The 15961-nt window shown below is 63.8% G+C and carries 15 protein-coding genes; 10 read left to right on the plus strand and 5 right to left on the minus strand.

The window, feature by feature from the left end; all coding sequences use genetic code 11:
- Positions 1–181 precede the first annotated feature (181 nt).
- From NKI64_RS14200 to NKI64_RS14235, 8 genes are all read left to right on the plus strand, one after another.
- Positions 182–2980, plus strand: coding sequence for a DUF2339 domain-containing protein (locus NKI64_RS14200; protein WP_352597675.1), 2799 nt, complete (start codon positions 182–184; stop codon positions 2978–2980).
- 47 nt (positions 2981–3027) lie between these two features.
- On the plus strand, positions 3028–3270 hold the full coding sequence (locus NKI64_RS14205; RefSeq protein WP_023670248.1) for a type II toxin-antitoxin system VapB family antitoxin: 243 nt from the start codon (positions 3028–3030) through the stop codon (positions 3268–3270).
- Entirely contained in the window at positions 3270–3686 is a 417-nt protein-coding gene (locus NKI64_RS14210; protein ID WP_023670249.1) for a type II toxin-antitoxin system VapC family toxin, read from the plus strand. The genes NKI64_RS14205 and NKI64_RS14210 overlap by 1 nt, the downstream gene beginning before the upstream one ends.
- 162 nt (positions 3687–3848) lie before the next feature.
- Positions 3849–4367, plus strand: coding sequence for an RNA polymerase sigma factor (locus tag NKI64_RS14215; protein ID WP_023670250.1), 519 nt, complete (start codon positions 3849–3851; stop codon positions 4365–4367).
- A complete protein-coding gene (locus tag NKI64_RS14220) occupies positions 4364–5155 on the plus strand; it encodes an anti-sigma factor family protein (RefSeq protein ID WP_023670251.1) in 792 nt (263 codons plus the stop codon). Before NKI64_RS14215 ends, NKI64_RS14220 begins: the two co-directional genes overlap by 4 nt.
- Positions 5156–5314: 159 nt before the next feature.
- A complete protein-coding gene (locus NKI64_RS14225; protein ID WP_352668446.1) occupies positions 5315–6412 on the plus strand; it encodes a peptidase C39 family protein in 1098 nt (365 codons plus the stop codon).
- Between the two features lie 5 nt (positions 6413–6417).
- Positions 6418–7881, plus strand: coding sequence for a RimK family ATP-grasp domain-containing protein (locus NKI64_RS14230; protein ID WP_023684488.1), 1464 nt, complete (start codon positions 6418–6420; stop codon positions 7879–7881).
- Positions 7882–7919: 38 nt separating this feature from the next.
- Entirely contained in the window at positions 7920–8192 is a 273-nt protein-coding gene (locus NKI64_RS14235) for a DUF3303 domain-containing protein (protein WP_023670254.1), read from the plus strand.
- Between the two features lie 13 nt (positions 8193–8205).
- Here the strand turns inward: NKI64_RS14235 and NKI64_RS14240 are convergent, their stop codons facing one another.
- On the minus strand, positions 8206–9105 hold the full coding sequence (locus NKI64_RS14240) for a LysR substrate-binding domain-containing protein (RefSeq protein WP_023749698.1): 900 nt from the start codon (positions 9103–9105) through the stop codon (positions 8206–8208).
- 87 nt (positions 9106–9192) lie between these two features.
- Between NKI64_RS14240 and NKI64_RS14245 the strand changes: the two genes are divergently transcribed.
- Positions 9193–10110: a fatty acid desaturase family protein gene (locus NKI64_RS14245; protein ID WP_023754770.1), complete on the plus strand. Its 918-nt coding sequence runs from the start codon at positions 9193–9195 to the stop codon at positions 10108–10110.
- Positions 10111–10122: 12 nt separating this feature from the next.
- Here NKI64_RS14245 and NKI64_RS14250 read toward each other — a convergent pair whose 3' ends face one another.
- Positions 10123–11289, minus strand: a complete 1167-nt coding sequence (locus tag NKI64_RS14250; RefSeq protein ID WP_023735508.1) for an amidohydrolase — start codon at positions 11287–11289, stop codon at positions 10123–10125.
- Between the two features lie 91 nt (positions 11290–11380).
- On the opposite strand from NKI64_RS14250, the gene NKI64_RS14255 reads away from it, so the two are divergent.
- Entirely contained in the window at positions 11381–12229 is an 849-nt protein-coding gene (locus NKI64_RS14255; protein WP_352668450.1) for an AraC family transcriptional regulator, read from the plus strand.
- On the opposite strand, the gene NKI64_RS14260 is transcribed toward NKI64_RS14255, so the two are convergent.
- The 3 genes from NKI64_RS14260 to ygfZ all read right to left on the minus strand — a co-directional run bounded on the left by NKI64_RS14260 (position 12198) and on the right by ygfZ (position 15896).
- The gene (locus NKI64_RS14260) at positions 12198–14330 is read right to left on the minus strand and encodes a putative bifunctional diguanylate cyclase/phosphodiesterase (RefSeq protein WP_023702695.1); all 2133 of its coding nucleotides are present in this window, start codon (positions 14328–14330) and stop codon (positions 12198–12200) included. The genes NKI64_RS14255 and NKI64_RS14260 overlap by 32 nt on opposite strands.
- Positions 14331–14397: 67 nt before the next feature.
- Positions 14398–15036, minus strand: a complete 639-nt coding sequence (locus NKI64_RS14265) for an HD domain-containing protein (protein WP_023754769.1) — start codon at positions 15034–15036, stop codon at positions 14398–14400.
- Entirely contained in the window at positions 15036–15896 is an 861-nt protein-coding gene (gene ygfZ / locus NKI64_RS14270) for a CAF17-like 4Fe-4S cluster assembly/insertion protein YgfZ (RefSeq protein WP_023754768.1), read from the minus strand. Before ygfZ ends, NKI64_RS14265 begins: the two co-directional genes overlap by 1 nt.
- Between the last annotated feature and the right edge of the window lie 65 nt (positions 15897–15961).

Consider the following 15961-nt stretch of genomic DNA (forward strand, 5'->3'; position numbering starts at 1 on the left):
CCTGGCTATCTCAGATGATGGGTGAGGATAAAGACCGTAGGCCGCTGGAATTTGCCGACGAAACATGCTCGATAACTTCTTTTCGGCCACCATTGCGGTGGCGTGACTTGAATAGCGTCTGGGGTGGCCGTGTGGCCGCCGCAATTGTCAGTGAAAACTGGCCTGGTTTGGGGGAACCGCCATGTTTGAAAGCCTGATTGGCGCCGTCGTCGTTATCGTGCTTTTTGTCCTCGTCTTGCGCCAGCAGGGCCGCGTCAGTCTGATCGAGCGCGAGCTCGGAGCGCTGCGCAGTCTGGTTCTGTCCGGCGTGCATGCGACACCGCCCGTTGCCAAACCGGTCGAGCAGGTTGCAAGCGCACCGGCGGATGCCGCTCAGGTTACCGCACCAGTTGCCGACATAGCTTCGCCAACAACAGCCGACGCGGCACATGCCCAGGCACCGGCCGCCGAAGCCGATGCGGCCACCAGCGAGGCCGTGCCAGAACTGTCGGCCGCGGCCAAGGCGGCATTCACCGGATCCGCGCCTGCCGCCACGGCGAAGGCAGCCCGCCAGTCAGAGGTCGAAACGGCGCTCGGCACCCGTTGGGCGGTCTGGGTCGGCGGCGTCGCGCTGGCCCTGGGCGGCCTGTTCCTGATCCGCTACACCATCGAGGCCGGCATTTTCGGCCCTGAAGTGCGGCTGTCCCTGGCGGCGCTGCTCGGCCTGGTGCTGATCGGCGGCGGCGAGTTCATCCGCCGCACCGGCTTCAAGGTGCCGGTGCAAGGGGCTGCAGGCGCCTATATTCCGGCGATCCTGACGGCTGCCGGCGCCTTCATCCTGTTCGGTACGGTCTATGCCGCGCATGCCATTTACGGTTTCGTCGGGCCGGCCTTCGCCTTCACCGTGCTCGGCGCCATCGGCGTGGCGACCATTGTCGCCGCCCTCGTCCACGGCCAGGCCCTGGCCGGCATCGGTCTCGTCGGCTCGATGGCGACGCCGGCGCTTGTGTCCTCGCAGGCGCCCAACCCATGGGCGCTGTTCGTCTACCTGGCGATCGTGCTTGCCGCTACAGCCGTGATCGCCCGCATTCGCGACTGGAAATTCCTGATTGCGGCCGCCTTCTTCGGCACCGGCGCCTGGACCATCGCCTACATGATGAGTACGCTCGTCGCCGACCTTGCCGTCATCCGGTTCGCCGACCTTGCCGTCGTCCTGTTCATCGACGCGGTGACGCTGGCGGTGCTTGCCTTTGTTTGGCTGGGCAGTCGTGGCGGCGAAGCGGAACCTGCAAAGGCGGGCTTCGACTGGCCCTCGATCGTGCCTGGCGTTTTCGTTGCGTTTTCAGCGCTAGGCCTGTCCGTCGACACGACGCTGGTCGCCGCCGGTGGCGCCTTGCCGGGCGCCTTCGTCCTCGTCGCCCTTGTCGCCACCGCACTCTACCGGCCGCGCGCGCTGCCGCTGCTGCATGCCGCCGGCGTGGTGAGCGTGATGATCCATCTCGGCATCATTCCGCCCACCACCATCGGCTCCGACATAACCCAGGGGAATATCGGCTTTGACGGCATGCCGGTGGCGGCCGGAAATCCGTTGACGCTGCGCATCGGCATTGGCCTCGGCCTGGTCTTCATCGGCGCCGGCTTCTGGGCCGCACGCCGCTTCGCCGCCTCAGCACGGGTCCGCGCGGCATGCTGGGCGGCATGGGGCGTCGCTGCGCCGCTGCTTATTCTGCTGACGCTGTGGCTTGCCTACGGCAATCTCGACCGCGACCTTGTCTACGCAGCGATAGCTGCCCTTCTGGTTGTTGTCTTCGCTGCCGGTGGCGAATGGATCGCGCGCGCCGAACAGCCGCCGCTCAAGGGCGACATCGCCGTCTCCTTCGCGCTTTGCGGCTCGGCTCTGGCCGGTCTGCTGATGCTGCACATGGCCTTCGGATCCGGCTGGACGACCATTCTTGCCGGCGTTGCCGCCATCGTGCCGGCGCTGGCGACGCGGTGGCGCAGCTATCCGGTGCTTGGCTGGATTTCGGTCGGCGCGGTCGTTGCCGTGCTCGGCCGCGTCGCCTTCGATCCGACCATCGTCGGCGCCGAGTTCCTGACGACGACGCGGGTGTTCAACTGGCTGCTGCCGGGATACGGCGTACCGGCGCTGGCCTTCGGCTTTGCCGCCTGGCAACTCGCGCGTACCACCCCCGCACTACCAACAACTGGCAATGGCCGGCCGCGCCTTGCGATGGAGGCGGGTGCAGCCCTGTTTGCGCTGCTCACCGTCGCCATGCTGGTGCGCCACGCCATGCATGGCGGCGTCATCGACACCGGCCCGGTGACGCTCGCCGAACAGGCGATCTATACGCTGATCGCCATCGGTGCCGGCGCGATACTGGTGGCCATCGACATGCGCTCGCCAAGCTCTGTGCTGCGCTACGGCTCGATGGCCGCCGGCGTGCTCTCGGTCGCCTTCATCGTCCTCCAGCATTTCCTGGTGCTCAATCCGCTGTTCACCGACGAATCGACCGGCCAGATCTCGGTGTTCAACCTCTTGTTCCTGGCTTACCTGTTGCCGGCCATAGCCGCCGGCGGGCTGGCGCTCTATGCCAGGGACAAGCGGCCGCCATGGTATGCGCAGATGCTGGCGGTAGTGGCGGCATTGCTTGTCTTCGCCTACGCCACACTGTCGGTCAGGCGCGTGTTCAAGGGCGAGTTCATCGGCCTGTGGAGCGGCCTCGGGCAGCTTGAGACCTACACCTATTCGGCGCTCTGGCTGATCATCGGCGTCGTGCTGCTGACCGCCGGCGTCTGGCTGAAGTCGCAGGTGCTGCGCATTGCCTCGGCGGCGCTGATCGCGATCGCCGTGGTAAAAGTCTTCCTGTTCGACATGTCGGAACTGGAAGGCGTGCTCAGGGCGCTGTCCTTCATCGGTCTTGGCGCCGTGCTGATCGGCATAGGCTTGTTCTACCAGCGGCTGCTGACGCGGGCGGCGAGGGAGGCCAACGCTGCAACTTGAAGTGATATACGAGGTGGAATATATGAATATCCAACGGAGGATATTCGATGCCGCTCTATATCCGCGACGACGAAGTGGATGCGCTGGCCAGCAGATTGCAACGCGAGACGAACGCTCCGAGCAAAACGGAGGCGGTGCGGGTCGCGCTCGTGCACGAACTTGAGCGCAATCGGGCGAAGGTGCCGCTGCGCGATCGGATCGCCAGTCTTCAGGACAGGGCCAGGAAGCTTGGCCTGCCCAATCCCGATTTCGATATGAAGAAGTTCACCGACGAGATGTGGGAAGACTGATGTTTGTCGACGCGTCGGTGATCGTCGCCATTCTCAACCAGGAACCTGGGTGGGAGGAATTGCTGAAGCAGCTATCCGGTTTTTCCGGGCAGGTCTGGGTTTCTCCGTTGGTTCACTTCGAAGCAACACAGGCATTGGCAAGGGCCGGCGCCGGCCCGCGCAGACCCAGCGCTGAAGCCCTTCTCCATGCCCGCGATCTGATCGATGAGTTCATTGTGGAGATCATGGGAGAGAGTCTGGCCATTGACGACAACATCGGCTCTCGGGCCATTGACGCGAGTGCCCGTTACGGCAAAGCCGTTGGCCACAAGGCGGATCTGAATCTCGGGGACTGTTTTGCTTACGCCTGCGCGAAAAGCCGCGATCTTCCACTGCTATACAAAGGCCATGATTTTGCACAGACCGATTTAGGATAATTCGGCCCTTTTGTTGATTGCGGGGAATAATTTAGCCGATCAACTCGTTATCTCACTGCTTGGGTGACCGGGGCGGCAGACCGCTTCGCGCTGGCCGCTTGCGCCGCGCCGGGAAGGCGCGTTCAATCGGGTTAAACAAGGGCGACCTCAGAACCAGCGGTCATGGACGAAAAGAAGGCAGCAATCCTTGGCGAAATACCGCGCTTGCGCCGCTACGCACGCTCGCTTCTGCGCGACCGCGAATCCGCTGACGATCTCGTCCAGGATTGCCTCGAACGAGCGCTCTTGCGGCTTGAAAGCTGGCAGACGGGAGAAAGCCCCCGGAGGTGGCTGTTTACGATCATGCATCATTTGTTCATCGATCAGATGCGCAAGGTGAACCGGCGCGGTGAGGCGGCGATCCTGCCGCTTGACGCAAACGAGGCGCAGGCAGTCCCCGCCGAGCAGGCCGAGAACGCCGCCTCGCGCGAGATCATCGACGCATTGCAGGCGATCAGCCCCGACCGCCGCGCCGCTCTAGTCATGGTCGCCATCGAAGGATTCTCCTATGCCGAAGCCGCCAACATTCTCGGCGTGCCCGCCGGCACGCTGATGTCGCGCATAGCGCGCGGACGCGAGGAGCTGCGCAGCCTGCTCGATGACACGGCGCGCCGCCGCTCGATAAGGATCGTCGAGAAATGACCCGCCGCGATTTTTCCGAACGCGATATCCACATGGCTCTCGACGGCGAGCTGCCGGGCGACGAGCGCGCCGCCTACGACGCCTGGATCGACGCCAATCCCGAAATGAAGGCGAAAAGCGCCCGCTACACCGCCGACCGCGCCGCGTTGCGCGCCGCCTTTGCCGGTGTGCTCGACGAGCCCGTGCCGGTGCTGTTCAAGCAGATCGTTAGCGGTGAAGGCGCGACCAAGGCGGCGGCGCGGCAGTCGCGCTGGTGGCTTGCGGCCGCGGCGGCCGCAGTGCTCGTCATCGGCGGTCTTGGCGGCTATTTTGCCGGCATCGACGGCATCGGCAGGGAAGATGGCGCCGATGACCAACTGGCCGAAGAGGCGATCGCCGCCCATGTCATCTATGCCGCCGAACAGCGCCATGCGGTGGAAGTGCCGGCAAGCGACAAGGATCACCTGCAGACCTGGCTGTCCAACCGCGTCGGCCTGAAACTGGTGGCGCCGGATCTGGTGGCGGAAGGCTTCCAGCTGGTTGGCGGCCGGCTGCTGCCGGCCGGCCAGGGCAAGGCAGCGATGCTGCTTTACGAGGACGCCAAGGGTCAGCGCATCTCCTTGTTCGTTACCGCTGATTCCTCAGCCAAGTCCAAGGGCACCTACATGGCCGAGGCCGACGGCCCCGAGGCGGTCTACTGGCTGGACAAGGGCTATGCCTGCGCCGTCGTCGGCTCGCTGCCGCGCGAGCAACTGGCTGCGGTCGCCAAGCGGGCCTACGGTCAGCTTCTGGCTGGTATCGCCAGTTAAGCGCATTCCGTTTCGGGAATGCGCCGGGGTAGAAAGTGTCACAATTCGGCCCTATTCGAAGTGCGATAGCGCTTGATGGATATCGGCGTTTCGGCTGATGTTTGCGACGTTTTTGACCGCGGCCTTTTCCTCCACCCAATCGAGGTTTTCCAAACCCGCATGCCTGCCGAGATTCGCAAGGCCCGCGCGTCCGACGTCGATGACCTCGCCGCCATCGAGAAGGCGGTCTTTTCCAGTGACCGCATTTCCCGGCGCTCCTTCCGCCTGTTGATCGAACGCGAGACAGCCGAGATGCTGGTCGCCGAAAGCGATGGTCGTGTCGCCGGCTACGCCATCGTGCTGTTTCGCAAGGGCAGCGGCGTCGCCCGGCTCTATTCGCTTGCCACCAACCCGTTTTTCAGGGGCCGCGGCATTGGCCGCATGCTGCTTGCAGCGGCCGAAGAAGCTGCCTTCGAGCACGACCGCATGATGTTGCGTCTCGAAGTGCGCGAGGACAATCTTCGCGCCATCGGCATCTATGAGCAGAGCGGCTACCGCAAGATCGGTCGCGAGCCTCACTATTACGAGGATGGCGCCACCGCGCTGCGCTACGAAAAGACCTTGCGCGGCGATATTCCGGTCGCCACCAAAGTCCCGTTCTACCAGCAGACCTGCGAGTTCACCTGCGGTCCATGCTGCCTGATGATGGCGATGGCCAATTTCGATTCGGGCTTCGTGCCCGATCCGGTCATGGAAATCCGCCTATGGCGCGAGGCAACGACCGTGTTCATGATGTCCGGCCCCGGCGGCTGCGAGCCCTTCGGCCTTGCGGTTTCCGGCTACGAAAGCGGGCTTGCGGCGGAAATCTTCGTGTCCTTCTATGGCGCGCTGTTCTTGCAATCGGTGCGCAGCGACGACAAGCGCCGGGTGATGGAACTTGCCCAGGTGGACTTTCGCCGCCGCGCGGAACTATACGGCATCCCGGTGAATTACCGTCCGTTCACCATCGACGATATACGCGGCGCCCTGGCTCAGGGAAAACTGGTGCTGGTGCTGATCAGCGGCTTCCTGATGTTCGGCAAGAAGGTGCCGCATTGGGTGCTGGCTATCGGCGACGATGGCGACCACATCCTGATCCACGATCCCTGGGTCGAGGACGAAAGACAGGAGACCATCCTCGATGCCGCCAACATTCCCGTGCCGCACGGCATCTTCATGAACATGGCGCAATTCGGCCGCGACGGACTGCGTGCTGCCATCACTCTTGGGAAACGCTGATAACAATGACCTGGGTCATCCTCACCGGCCGTCAGAACGATCTCGACCCGGCGGCGACGCCGCACAAGATCATCACCAACCGTGACTATCTTGCGCATCCGGCGCTGTTTCGGGGCCAGCAGCCGAAGGTCATCAACCTGTCGAACAATTACGCCTACCAGAGCCGCGGCTATTATGCCTCTCTGCTCGCCGGTTCGCGCGGCCACAAGGTCATCCCGACGGTCGAGACGATGATCGACCTGTCCGAGCGCAAGCTCTACGAGCACGCGCTGCCGGAACTGGAGCTGGCGCTCAACAAGTGCCGCAAGGATCTCGGAGGCGTTTTCCCGCAAAAAATCTGCATCTTCTTCGGCATCGGACCGTCGAAGGTCTGGGACCGCTTCGCCAAGCTGTTGTTCGACTGGTTCCGCGCTCCGGCGCTTGAGGTTCACATCAAGGACAGCGCCGAATGGGCTTCGATCCGCAAGATCGGCTTCCTGCCGCTGGCCAGGATGGCCGAGGAGGAAGAAGCCTTATTCGTGCAGGCGCTCGAGACGTACACCAACCGCGAGTGGCGCGACACCAAGGGCCGCACGCCGGCACGCTACACCTTCGCCACGCTGGTCGATCCGCATGAAGAACTGCCGCCGTCGGAGATTTCCTCGCTGCGTTACTGGGCCAAGATCGCCGAAAAGATGGGCGTCGAAATCGAGCCGATCACCAGGAGGGACCTGGCCAAGCTCGCCAATTACGACGCGCTGTTCATCCGCGAGACCACCTCGATCTCAAACCACACCTACCGCTTCGCGCGCCGCGCCCAGCAGGAAGGCATGCCGGTGATAGACGACCCGCTGTCGATGATCCGCTGCACCAACAAGGTCTATCTCAACGAACTGATGGCCTACAACAAGGTGCCGGTGCCGCCGACGGTGATGATAGCCGGCACCTCGGACCTCGAACTGGCGGCGCAGACGCTGGGCTTTCCGCTGGTGCTGAAGATCCCGGATTCATCGTTCTCGCGCGGCGTCAAGAAATGCGGCAACTTCGAAGAACTGAAGACGCTCGCCACCGAGTGGCTGGAGGATTCCGATCTCCTGATCGCGCAGAAATTCATCCCGACCGAATATGACTGGCGCGTCGGCGTGCTCGGCGGGCAGCCGCTGTTTGCCGTGCATTATCTGATGGCGAAAAAACACTGGCAGATCGTCAACCACAAGGCCAGCGGCAAGCCCGACCAGGGCGGCATCAAGACCTTCACGCTGAAAGAGACGCCGCCGCATGTCGTCGACACCGCGGTGAAGGCGGCGCGCTGCATCGGCGACGGGCTTTACGGCGTCGATCTCAAGGAAACCAAGGATGGCGTCTTCGTCATCGAGGTCAACGACAACCCGAACCTCGACCATGGCTGGGAGGATTCCGGCGAAAAGGACGAAGTCTGGGTGCGGCTGACGCAATGGTTCCTGGAGCGGCTGGACCGTCCCGGGCGTTAGTTTGCCGTCCCGGGCGGCAATTCAACCGAGGGGGAAAAATGCAGTTCATCGTCATCGAGGATTTCACCGGCTGCGACCGCAAGGAGATCTACCGCCGTTTCGGCGAGCGCGGCAGATTGAAGCCGGACGCGCTTGTCGTGCACCACTCCTGGATCGCGGCTGATATGAGCCGCTGCTTCCTGCTGGTCGAGGCCGATGACGTCACGCTGCTGCAGCGCTGGGTCATCGAATGGTCTGACCTGGTGGAGTTCGAGATCATTCCCGTGGCGACGAACAAGGACATGGTCGCCGCACTGGCCGGCCATCTCTGAGCAGCTCGGGCCATCAGCCGAGCACCGGCGAACCCACCGACCGCCGGCATTCCTCAATCAGCCAATTGCGAAACGCCGCCACCAGGTCGCGCCTTGCACTGCGTTCGGGGATCGTCAGGCAATATGGCTGACGCAGCGCGATCGATAGGGCATTAGCCCGGACCAAACGGCCCTCTTCCAGCGCCCCGGCGCAATAAATGCCTTGCGCCAGCGCCGCGCCCAGCCCTGAAATGGCAAGGTCGAGCGCTGCCCGCGACGAGTTCGCCGACAGTCCGCGCTGCACTGCGCGGCCGGGCTCTATGCCCGCCGCCTCGAACCAGGTGCGCCAAGACGGAAACGACGCGCCGGTCGGTCCCCAGTCGGTGTGAATCAGTGGCAGGCCGGCGAGGCTGTCGGTTTTGGCGGTGAGTTCTGGCGCGCAGACGGGGTAGACGGCGTCCCTGACGATCTCCTCGCTCGGGTGTTCACGATAGTGCGGGCCGAAGGACAGCCGGATGTCGATCAGTTCGCGGTCGAACGGCACCGGATCGTCATCGCCGCGCAGGGATATGTCGACGGCGCCGTGGCTGGCGACAAAGCCGGCGAGGCGTTCGGAAAGCCAGCCCATCGCCATGGACGGCGGCACCGATACGACAAGCCGCGGGCGGAAGGCATCGCTGCCACGCGCGATGCTGCCGATCTCCCGAAAAGCCAGGGTCAGCCGGGGCAGCATCTCGACGCCGGCTTCCGTCAGCACCACGCGGCGGTTGACGCGATGGAACAGTTTTCGACCCATCTGCTCCTCGACGGTGCGAATGAGCTGGCTGACCGCAGCCGCCGAGATCGAGAGCTCATCCGCCGCTGCGGCGAAACTCCCCGAGCGCGCCGCCGCCTCGAAGGCTTGAAGTCCTCTCAGGGAAGGAAGCGCGGTCATTGGGTGATCCGATAGGTAAGGTCAGCTTATCTGTGTCGCAGAAATCCTCGTCTTTCGAAAGCTTTCTTATTCGAGTAGCTTGGCGCCATGACCGTATCGGCCCAGTTTGAACCCAGAGACCATCGCGACGTCATCGCGTTCCTGACCAATGAGCAGCGCAGCCGCCTGACCGGCAAGTCGGACGGGCCGGGTCTGGTCCAACTCGCCTTCCATCTCGGCGCGATTGTGGCTATCGGCGGGCTGATTGCGGCCAAGGTGTCGTACTGGCCGCTGTTGATGTTGCCGCAAGGCATTCTTATCGTCTTCCTGTTCACGCTGCTGCATGAGACGGTGCACAGGACGGCGTTCGAGACGCAGTGGCTCAACGATGCCGCCGCAAGGGTCTGCAGCCTGGCGATCGCGCTGCCCGCCGACTGGTTTCGCTATTTCCACTTCGCCCATCACCGTTTCACCCAGGATCCAGAGACCGATCCGGAACTCGCCTTCCCGAAACCGGAGACGATGCGGCAATACATCGTCCACGTCTCGGGCCTGCCGGTGTGGTGGGGGCATTTGCAGACACTCTACACCAACGCGATTGGCGGCTGCCACGACAGCTACGTGCCGCCGAAAGGCCTGCCCAAGGTGCGCACTGAAGCCCGCGCCATGATCGCTTTCTATGTCGTGGTCGCCGCGCTAGCCCTGTGGTTCGAGGCAAGTGTACTGCTCTATGTCTGGATCGTGCCGGCGCTGCTCGGCCAGCCCTTCCTCAGGCTCTATCTGCTGGCCGAGCATGGCCGCTGCCCGCTTGTCGCCAACATGCTGGAAAACACCCGCACCACGCTGACCAACTGGCTGGTGCGCAAAGTCGCCTGGAACATGCCGTATCACGCCGAGCACCACGCCAATCCCGGCGTGCCCTTCCATCAGCTGCCGGCCTTCCACCAGCTGATCGAGCGCCATCTCAAAGTCGTCGAACCCGGCTATGTCAGCTTCCACGAGAAATACGTCGAGACCTTGCGCTGAGGCGCTCGGCCGTCAGCGTAGTGTCTGCTCAACGAGCGTGACGAAATAGCGGAGCACGGTGGGGACGATGGCGTCGTTGAAGACATAGCGATCGCCGTGCAGCCCTTCGCCCAGTCTGACCGCTCCTGCGCCGACCCAGGCATAGCAGCCGCCGGCTTCGCGGACCATGTAGGCAAAATCCTCGCAGCCGAGGCTCGGGTTGAATGCGGTCTCGACCTGCTCGCGGCCGGCAACCGCGGTTGCCGCCTGGACGGCCCGGTCAGTGGCAGCCGACGTGTTGACCAGCGGCGGGTAGCCTTTCTTGTAGGCGAGCTTGGCGGTGAGTGCATGCGCCGAGGCAATGCCTTGCGCGATGTCGCCGATCAGCCTTTCGCAATGGTCCGACAAAGTTGGCTCGAAGAAGCGGCAGGTTCCCTGCAGCCAGACCTTGCCCGGCACGATGTTGCCGACATTGCCGCCATGGATCTGGGTGATCGAAACGACCAGCGCCATTTGCGGGTCGACCGAACGGCTGACGATGCGCTGCACGGCTTGAACGAAGGCGCCGGCCGCGAGCACGGGATCGTCGCCTAGCTGCGGCATGGCGGCATGCGCGCCGGTCCCCTCAAAGTTCAGTTCGAAAGTGTCGACGGCCGCCATCATCGACCCGGCACGGGCCGCGATCTTTCCGAGCGGCAGCCCCGGCCAGTTGTGGACGGCGTAGACGGCTTCCACGGGGAAGCGCTCGAACAGTCCGTCCTCGATCATCCGCATGGCGCCGCCTTCATTTTCTTCCGCCGGCTGGAAGATGAAACAGACGGTGCCGTCGAAGGCTCTGTTGTCGGCGAGCAGCTTGGCGGCGCCGAGCAGCATCGCGATGTGCCCGTCGTGGCCGCAGGCATGCATCACGCCGTCTTTCTTCGACGCATATGGCAATCCTGTCTTCTCCAGCACGGGCAAGGCATCGAGTTCAGCCCGAAGCCCGATGGCGCGCACGCCTGGTCGTCCTCTGAGGACGCCAACCACGCCGGTGCCGCCTTTGCCTTCATGAACCTCGTCGAGCCCGAAGGTGCGCAGCTTGTCGGCGACGAAGCGCGCGGTCTCATACTCTTGGAAACCGAGTTCGGGGTTGGCGTGGATGTGACGCCGCCATTCCACCACCTGCGGGGTGAGGGCGGCGATGGGGTCGTTGTGCAGCATTGCGCTCTCCTTGCCGGCTATCGTAAATTCGGCCTTGTCGATGCCAGCACGTAAAGGATTTGCGCCGGCAGCGTCTTGAACAGGATTGACCGTGTCTGGAATTCAACAGCCTCAGGAGACGACGCAGTTCTGGCGTCATCCGCGCTTTCGCGATCTTGGCATGCTCAAGGCGCGCTTCACGCGGCATCGCTACCAGCTGCACACGCACCCGACCTATGTCGTCGCCCTGATCACGCAAGGGTGCGAGCGGGTCCGCATCGGCAACGAGACTGTCCTCGCGCGGTCGGGCACGGTTCTGCTCGTCAATCCGGAGATATGGCATGACGGCGAGGCGGGTGCCGACCAGGGTTGGGCTTACCGCACCTTCTATCCGTCGGCCTCGATCATGGGTGCGATCGCGGACGAACTCGGGCAGGATCGCCCGCCGTTGTTTTCGCAAGCGATCGTCGATGATGCCGATCTCGTCCAGGCAGTAGGCGTCGCGCACTTGGCTTCGACATCGGGTGATGCCACGAGCGCCGAAACATCCATGCTGATCGCCTTGCGCAAGCTCATCCTGCGCCATGGCGATTGGGGCGGCCGGCGGCGCGAGGCGGTCGAAAGCTTCGGATCGAAAAGCCGGCTCCGGGTCTATGAACAGGTCATCGAAGACCATCTGAACTCGGACCTCGATTTGCAGCGGCTCGCTGAAGCCGCAGGCGTGACGCGCTTTCAAGTTATCCGCGATTTCAGGAAAGTGCTGGGTCTCACCCCTGCTGCCTTCATCCGTGACCGCAGGCTGCGCCGTGCCGATCTGCTGATCCGGCAAGGTTCAGATCTCGCCGGTGCCGCCTTTGCGGCCGGCTTCTCCGACCAAAGCCATCTCTCGCGCACCTTCCGCGCCGCGCATGGAATGACGCCGGGGATGTTCAGGCGCGCCGGGACGCTGCCCTCGTCTTGAGAAGTCGAGCCATGTCGGCGGCCTTTGACGGCATGCCGATCAGAAAGCCCTGCACCTCGACGCAGCCAGCCTTGCGCAATACGTCGAGCTGCGCTTCGGTCTCGACGCCTTCGGCGGTGACGGTGATGCCAAGTTCGGCACCAAGCCCGATGATCGTGCGCACGATCGCCGCCGTGTCCTTGTTGTCGATATCGTGGATGAAGGAGCGGTCGATCTTGATCTTGTCGACGGGAAAACGCCTGAGATAGCCGAGCGACGAATAGCCGGTGCCGAAATCGTCGAGCGCGATGCGGATACCGAGTTCGCGCAGCTGCCTCAGCGTCTTCAGCACCGTCTCGCTCTCATCCATCAGCACGGTCTCGGTGATTTCCAGTTCGAGCCGGCTGGCCGGCACGCCGGAAACGGCCAGCGCCGAAATCACGCTGCGGGCAAAGTCGGCGCTTCTGATCTGCACTGCCGAGACATTGACGGCGATGCGCATTCCAGGCGGCCAGCCGGCGGCCACGCTGCAGGCCTGTTTCAGCGCCCATTCGCCCAGCGGAACGATCAGCCCGCTGTCTTCGGCGGCTGCGATGAAATCGTCGGGCGCCACCAGGCCGCGCGTCGGTGAATTCCACCGCATCAACGCTTCGGCGCCGACGATCTTGCCCGACGCGACGTTGGTGATCGGCTGGAACTCCAGCACGAACTCCCGCCGCTTCAGTGCCGTCTCGAGATCGGTTTCGAGCGCCAGGCGCGCCCGCACCAAGGCATCCATGCCGGGCTCGAAAAAGCGGTAAACGTTGCGGCCTTCGCTCTTGCCGCTGTAAAGCGCCATGTCGGCGTTCTTCAAAAGCGTGTCGGCGTCCTTGCCGTCACCGGGATACAGCGCGATGCCAAGGCTGATGCCGACATGCATCTCGCGGCCCTTGTCGCGAAACGGCTGGCTGACGACAGCGACGATGCGTTTTGCCAGTTGTTCCGCATCGGTGGAGCCTTTGGGATTGAACTGCAGGATGGCGAACTCGTCGCCACCGAGGCGGGCGACCATATCGGTGTCGCTGCGCAGGCTGTGCCGCAACCGCTCAGCCACGCATTTCAGCAGCCAGTCGCCGGCAGGGTGTCCCCAGGTGTCGTTGACGGCCTTGAAACGATCGAGGTCGAGCGAGAAGATCGCCAGCGGTGTATCGCCGGCCATCGCCTGGTCGAGCCGTTCGCGAAACATCGAGCGGTTGGGCAGGTCGGTCAGCGTGTCGTAATGTGCAAGGTGGCTCATGCGCTCTTCGGCGCGCCGGCGCTCGGTGATGTCTTCGAAGGTCGCCACCCAGCCGCCACCGGCAAGCGGCCGGCGCGCAACCAGCAGCGTTCGGCCATCGGCAAGGCTGCGGTCTGTCGAACGCTCCTCACCGGCCTGCAGGCTGGCTCTGGTGTTGGCGATCTCGCCGTCAATGTCCATCGACGGATAGATGCGCAGTCGCACCATCTGTTCGAGCAGGGCGCGCTGGCTCATGCCGAGCGGGAAGTCGTCAGGCGTGACCTTGTAGAGGTCGAGGAAGCGCTGGTTGCGCACGATCAGCGTGCCTTCGGCGTCGTACATCAACAGGCCTTGCGACATGTTGGCGAGCGCCGCATCGAAGCGGCGGTGCTGCTCCTTCAGTTCCTGCTCGGCCCGCCTTTGCTCCGTAATGTCCTCATAGATCGACACCCAGCCGCCTGAGGCCAGCGGCCGGTGCGTGATGGAAACGATACGTCCGTCCGACAGTATTTCCTCGTAGGTCGAGGCTTGCGCGCGCTCGATATAGGGCTTGCGGATGGCATACAGGTCTTCGGCGCTCTGTGAGGCGACACCGATGTCGACGCTGTGCTTTAGAATGTCCAGGAACGCGATGCCGGGCCGCACGATCTTCGCGTCGAGGGAGAAGATGCTGATATAGTTGCCGTTGCAGATGATCATCCGCTCGTCGGCGTCGAACATGCACAGCCCATGCGACATATTCTCGACGGCCGCGGAAAAGCGCTCGTTCTGGTGGCGCAGTTCGTCGGCGATCTGCCGTGGCGCGGCCACGCCTCCGGCTCCCCGTCTGCGGACGGGCGAACCACCCTTGACGTGCGCAACGGACATGAGGCGTGCCTGCTGACCGTGATCGAAACCCGGTACTGTGGTTACCGCTGGTTAATTTAGCGTATGTTCACTGCGCCGAATGCACGGCAACCGTTGGCTGGCGTTGCTTTTCAAGCCTGGCGTAGCGTTTGAGGAAGGCAGCTTGCGCGGAGGTCACCGAGTGCGGCGTAAAGTCGAAGCGGTCGGCATTGAAGCCGCGCGGCCGGCCGAAGAACTCGGTTGCTTCTGCGGTCGAGAAACCGGCAAGCAGCGTCGCCTCGTAATAGGCGGCGATCTGGTCGGCGCGCTTGATCTCCTTGCGCAAGCCGACGCCGAGTTCGGGCGGCAGCGAAAAGCGCTGATGGATGGCGCGCTGGAGACGCAGCTCACACTCCTTGTAGGAGCCGCCCATTACCGATTTGAACGGCGAGATCATGTCGCCGATGACATATTCCGGCGCGTCATGCAGCAGTGCTGCCAGCCGCGCATTGGCCGAGGCGTCCGGCTGCAACTCGCTGAACAGCGCCTCGACCAGCAGGGAATGCTGGGCGACCGAAAAGGCGTGATCGCCGCGGGTCTGCCCGTTCCAGCGGGCAACGCGGGCAAGCCCGTGGGCGATGTCTGAGATTTCGATGTCGAGCGGCGAGGGATCGAGCAGGTCGAGCCGCCGCCCCGACAGCATGCGCTGCCACGCGCGCGGTGGCGCTCCGACGCGATCGGCAGCCATCAGGCGTCCTCCGCGCCGATGGCTTCCCTGGGAAAGCTGAACTTCGCCCAGGACGGGATGGCGAGCGAGACGGTGACATCACCGGCCAGTACCGGCTGGCCAGCGTCGAGCGCCGCCTTGACCCGGTCGATGCGGGCAATGGCGAGTCCGGCCGTGCCCGCGCTGGAACCGAGCGTGCCGACCGGCCGCCCCGCAACCGTCAGCTCCGTGCCGGGCGCGGGTAAGGCGCGGTCGGCCGAAACGATCAGCACGCGGCGCCTGGCGGTGCCGCGATGCTGCATGCGCGAGACCACTTCCTGGCCGACATAGCAGCCTTTCTTGAAGCCGACGCCGCCGGTCTCGTCGAGCAGCACGTCTTGAGGGAAGGCATCGCCGAGCTGATAATCGGAACCGCTTTCGGCAATGCCGTTGGCGATGCGGAGCGCCTGCCACGCAGCCGGGTCGCCACCTACGGATGCGCCGCCATAGGAGCGGCTCACAGCCACCTCGCGGAAGCGGGCATCGGCAAGTACCGTTGAATCAGACTGTGAAGCGCTTGAATCATCGCCCCACGCAACCGTCACAAGCACTTGATCCTGCCTGGCAATCTCGGCCTTGGCGCGCAGCTTGTAAAGCATCAGCCGGCGCAGGAAATCGTCTGCGATGTCGGCACGGCAATCCAGCCGGAATGCGTTCTCGCCGCTACGCGAGATCAGGAAATCGAACAGGATCTTGCCTTGCGGCGAAAGCAGCGCACCTGGCTTTGCCGCGTCGACGGCCAGCGTGTCGAGGTCGGTGGTGAGGATATTCTGCAAAAAATGCTCGGCATCCGGGCCTGACACGGAAATGAGGGCGCGGTCTTTGAACAGGGCAAAAGGCATGGGCGGCAAAGAACCTGATCTTGCAAAACAGTCGGCCTTTACGTAAGCCGACGATACTCCCCCCG

The sequence above is a fragment of the Mesorhizobium sp. M0478 genome, assembly GCF_040321305.1.
In the GTDB taxonomy this organism is placed as follows: Bacteria; Pseudomonadota; Alphaproteobacteria; order Rhizobiales; family Rhizobiaceae; genus Mesorhizobium.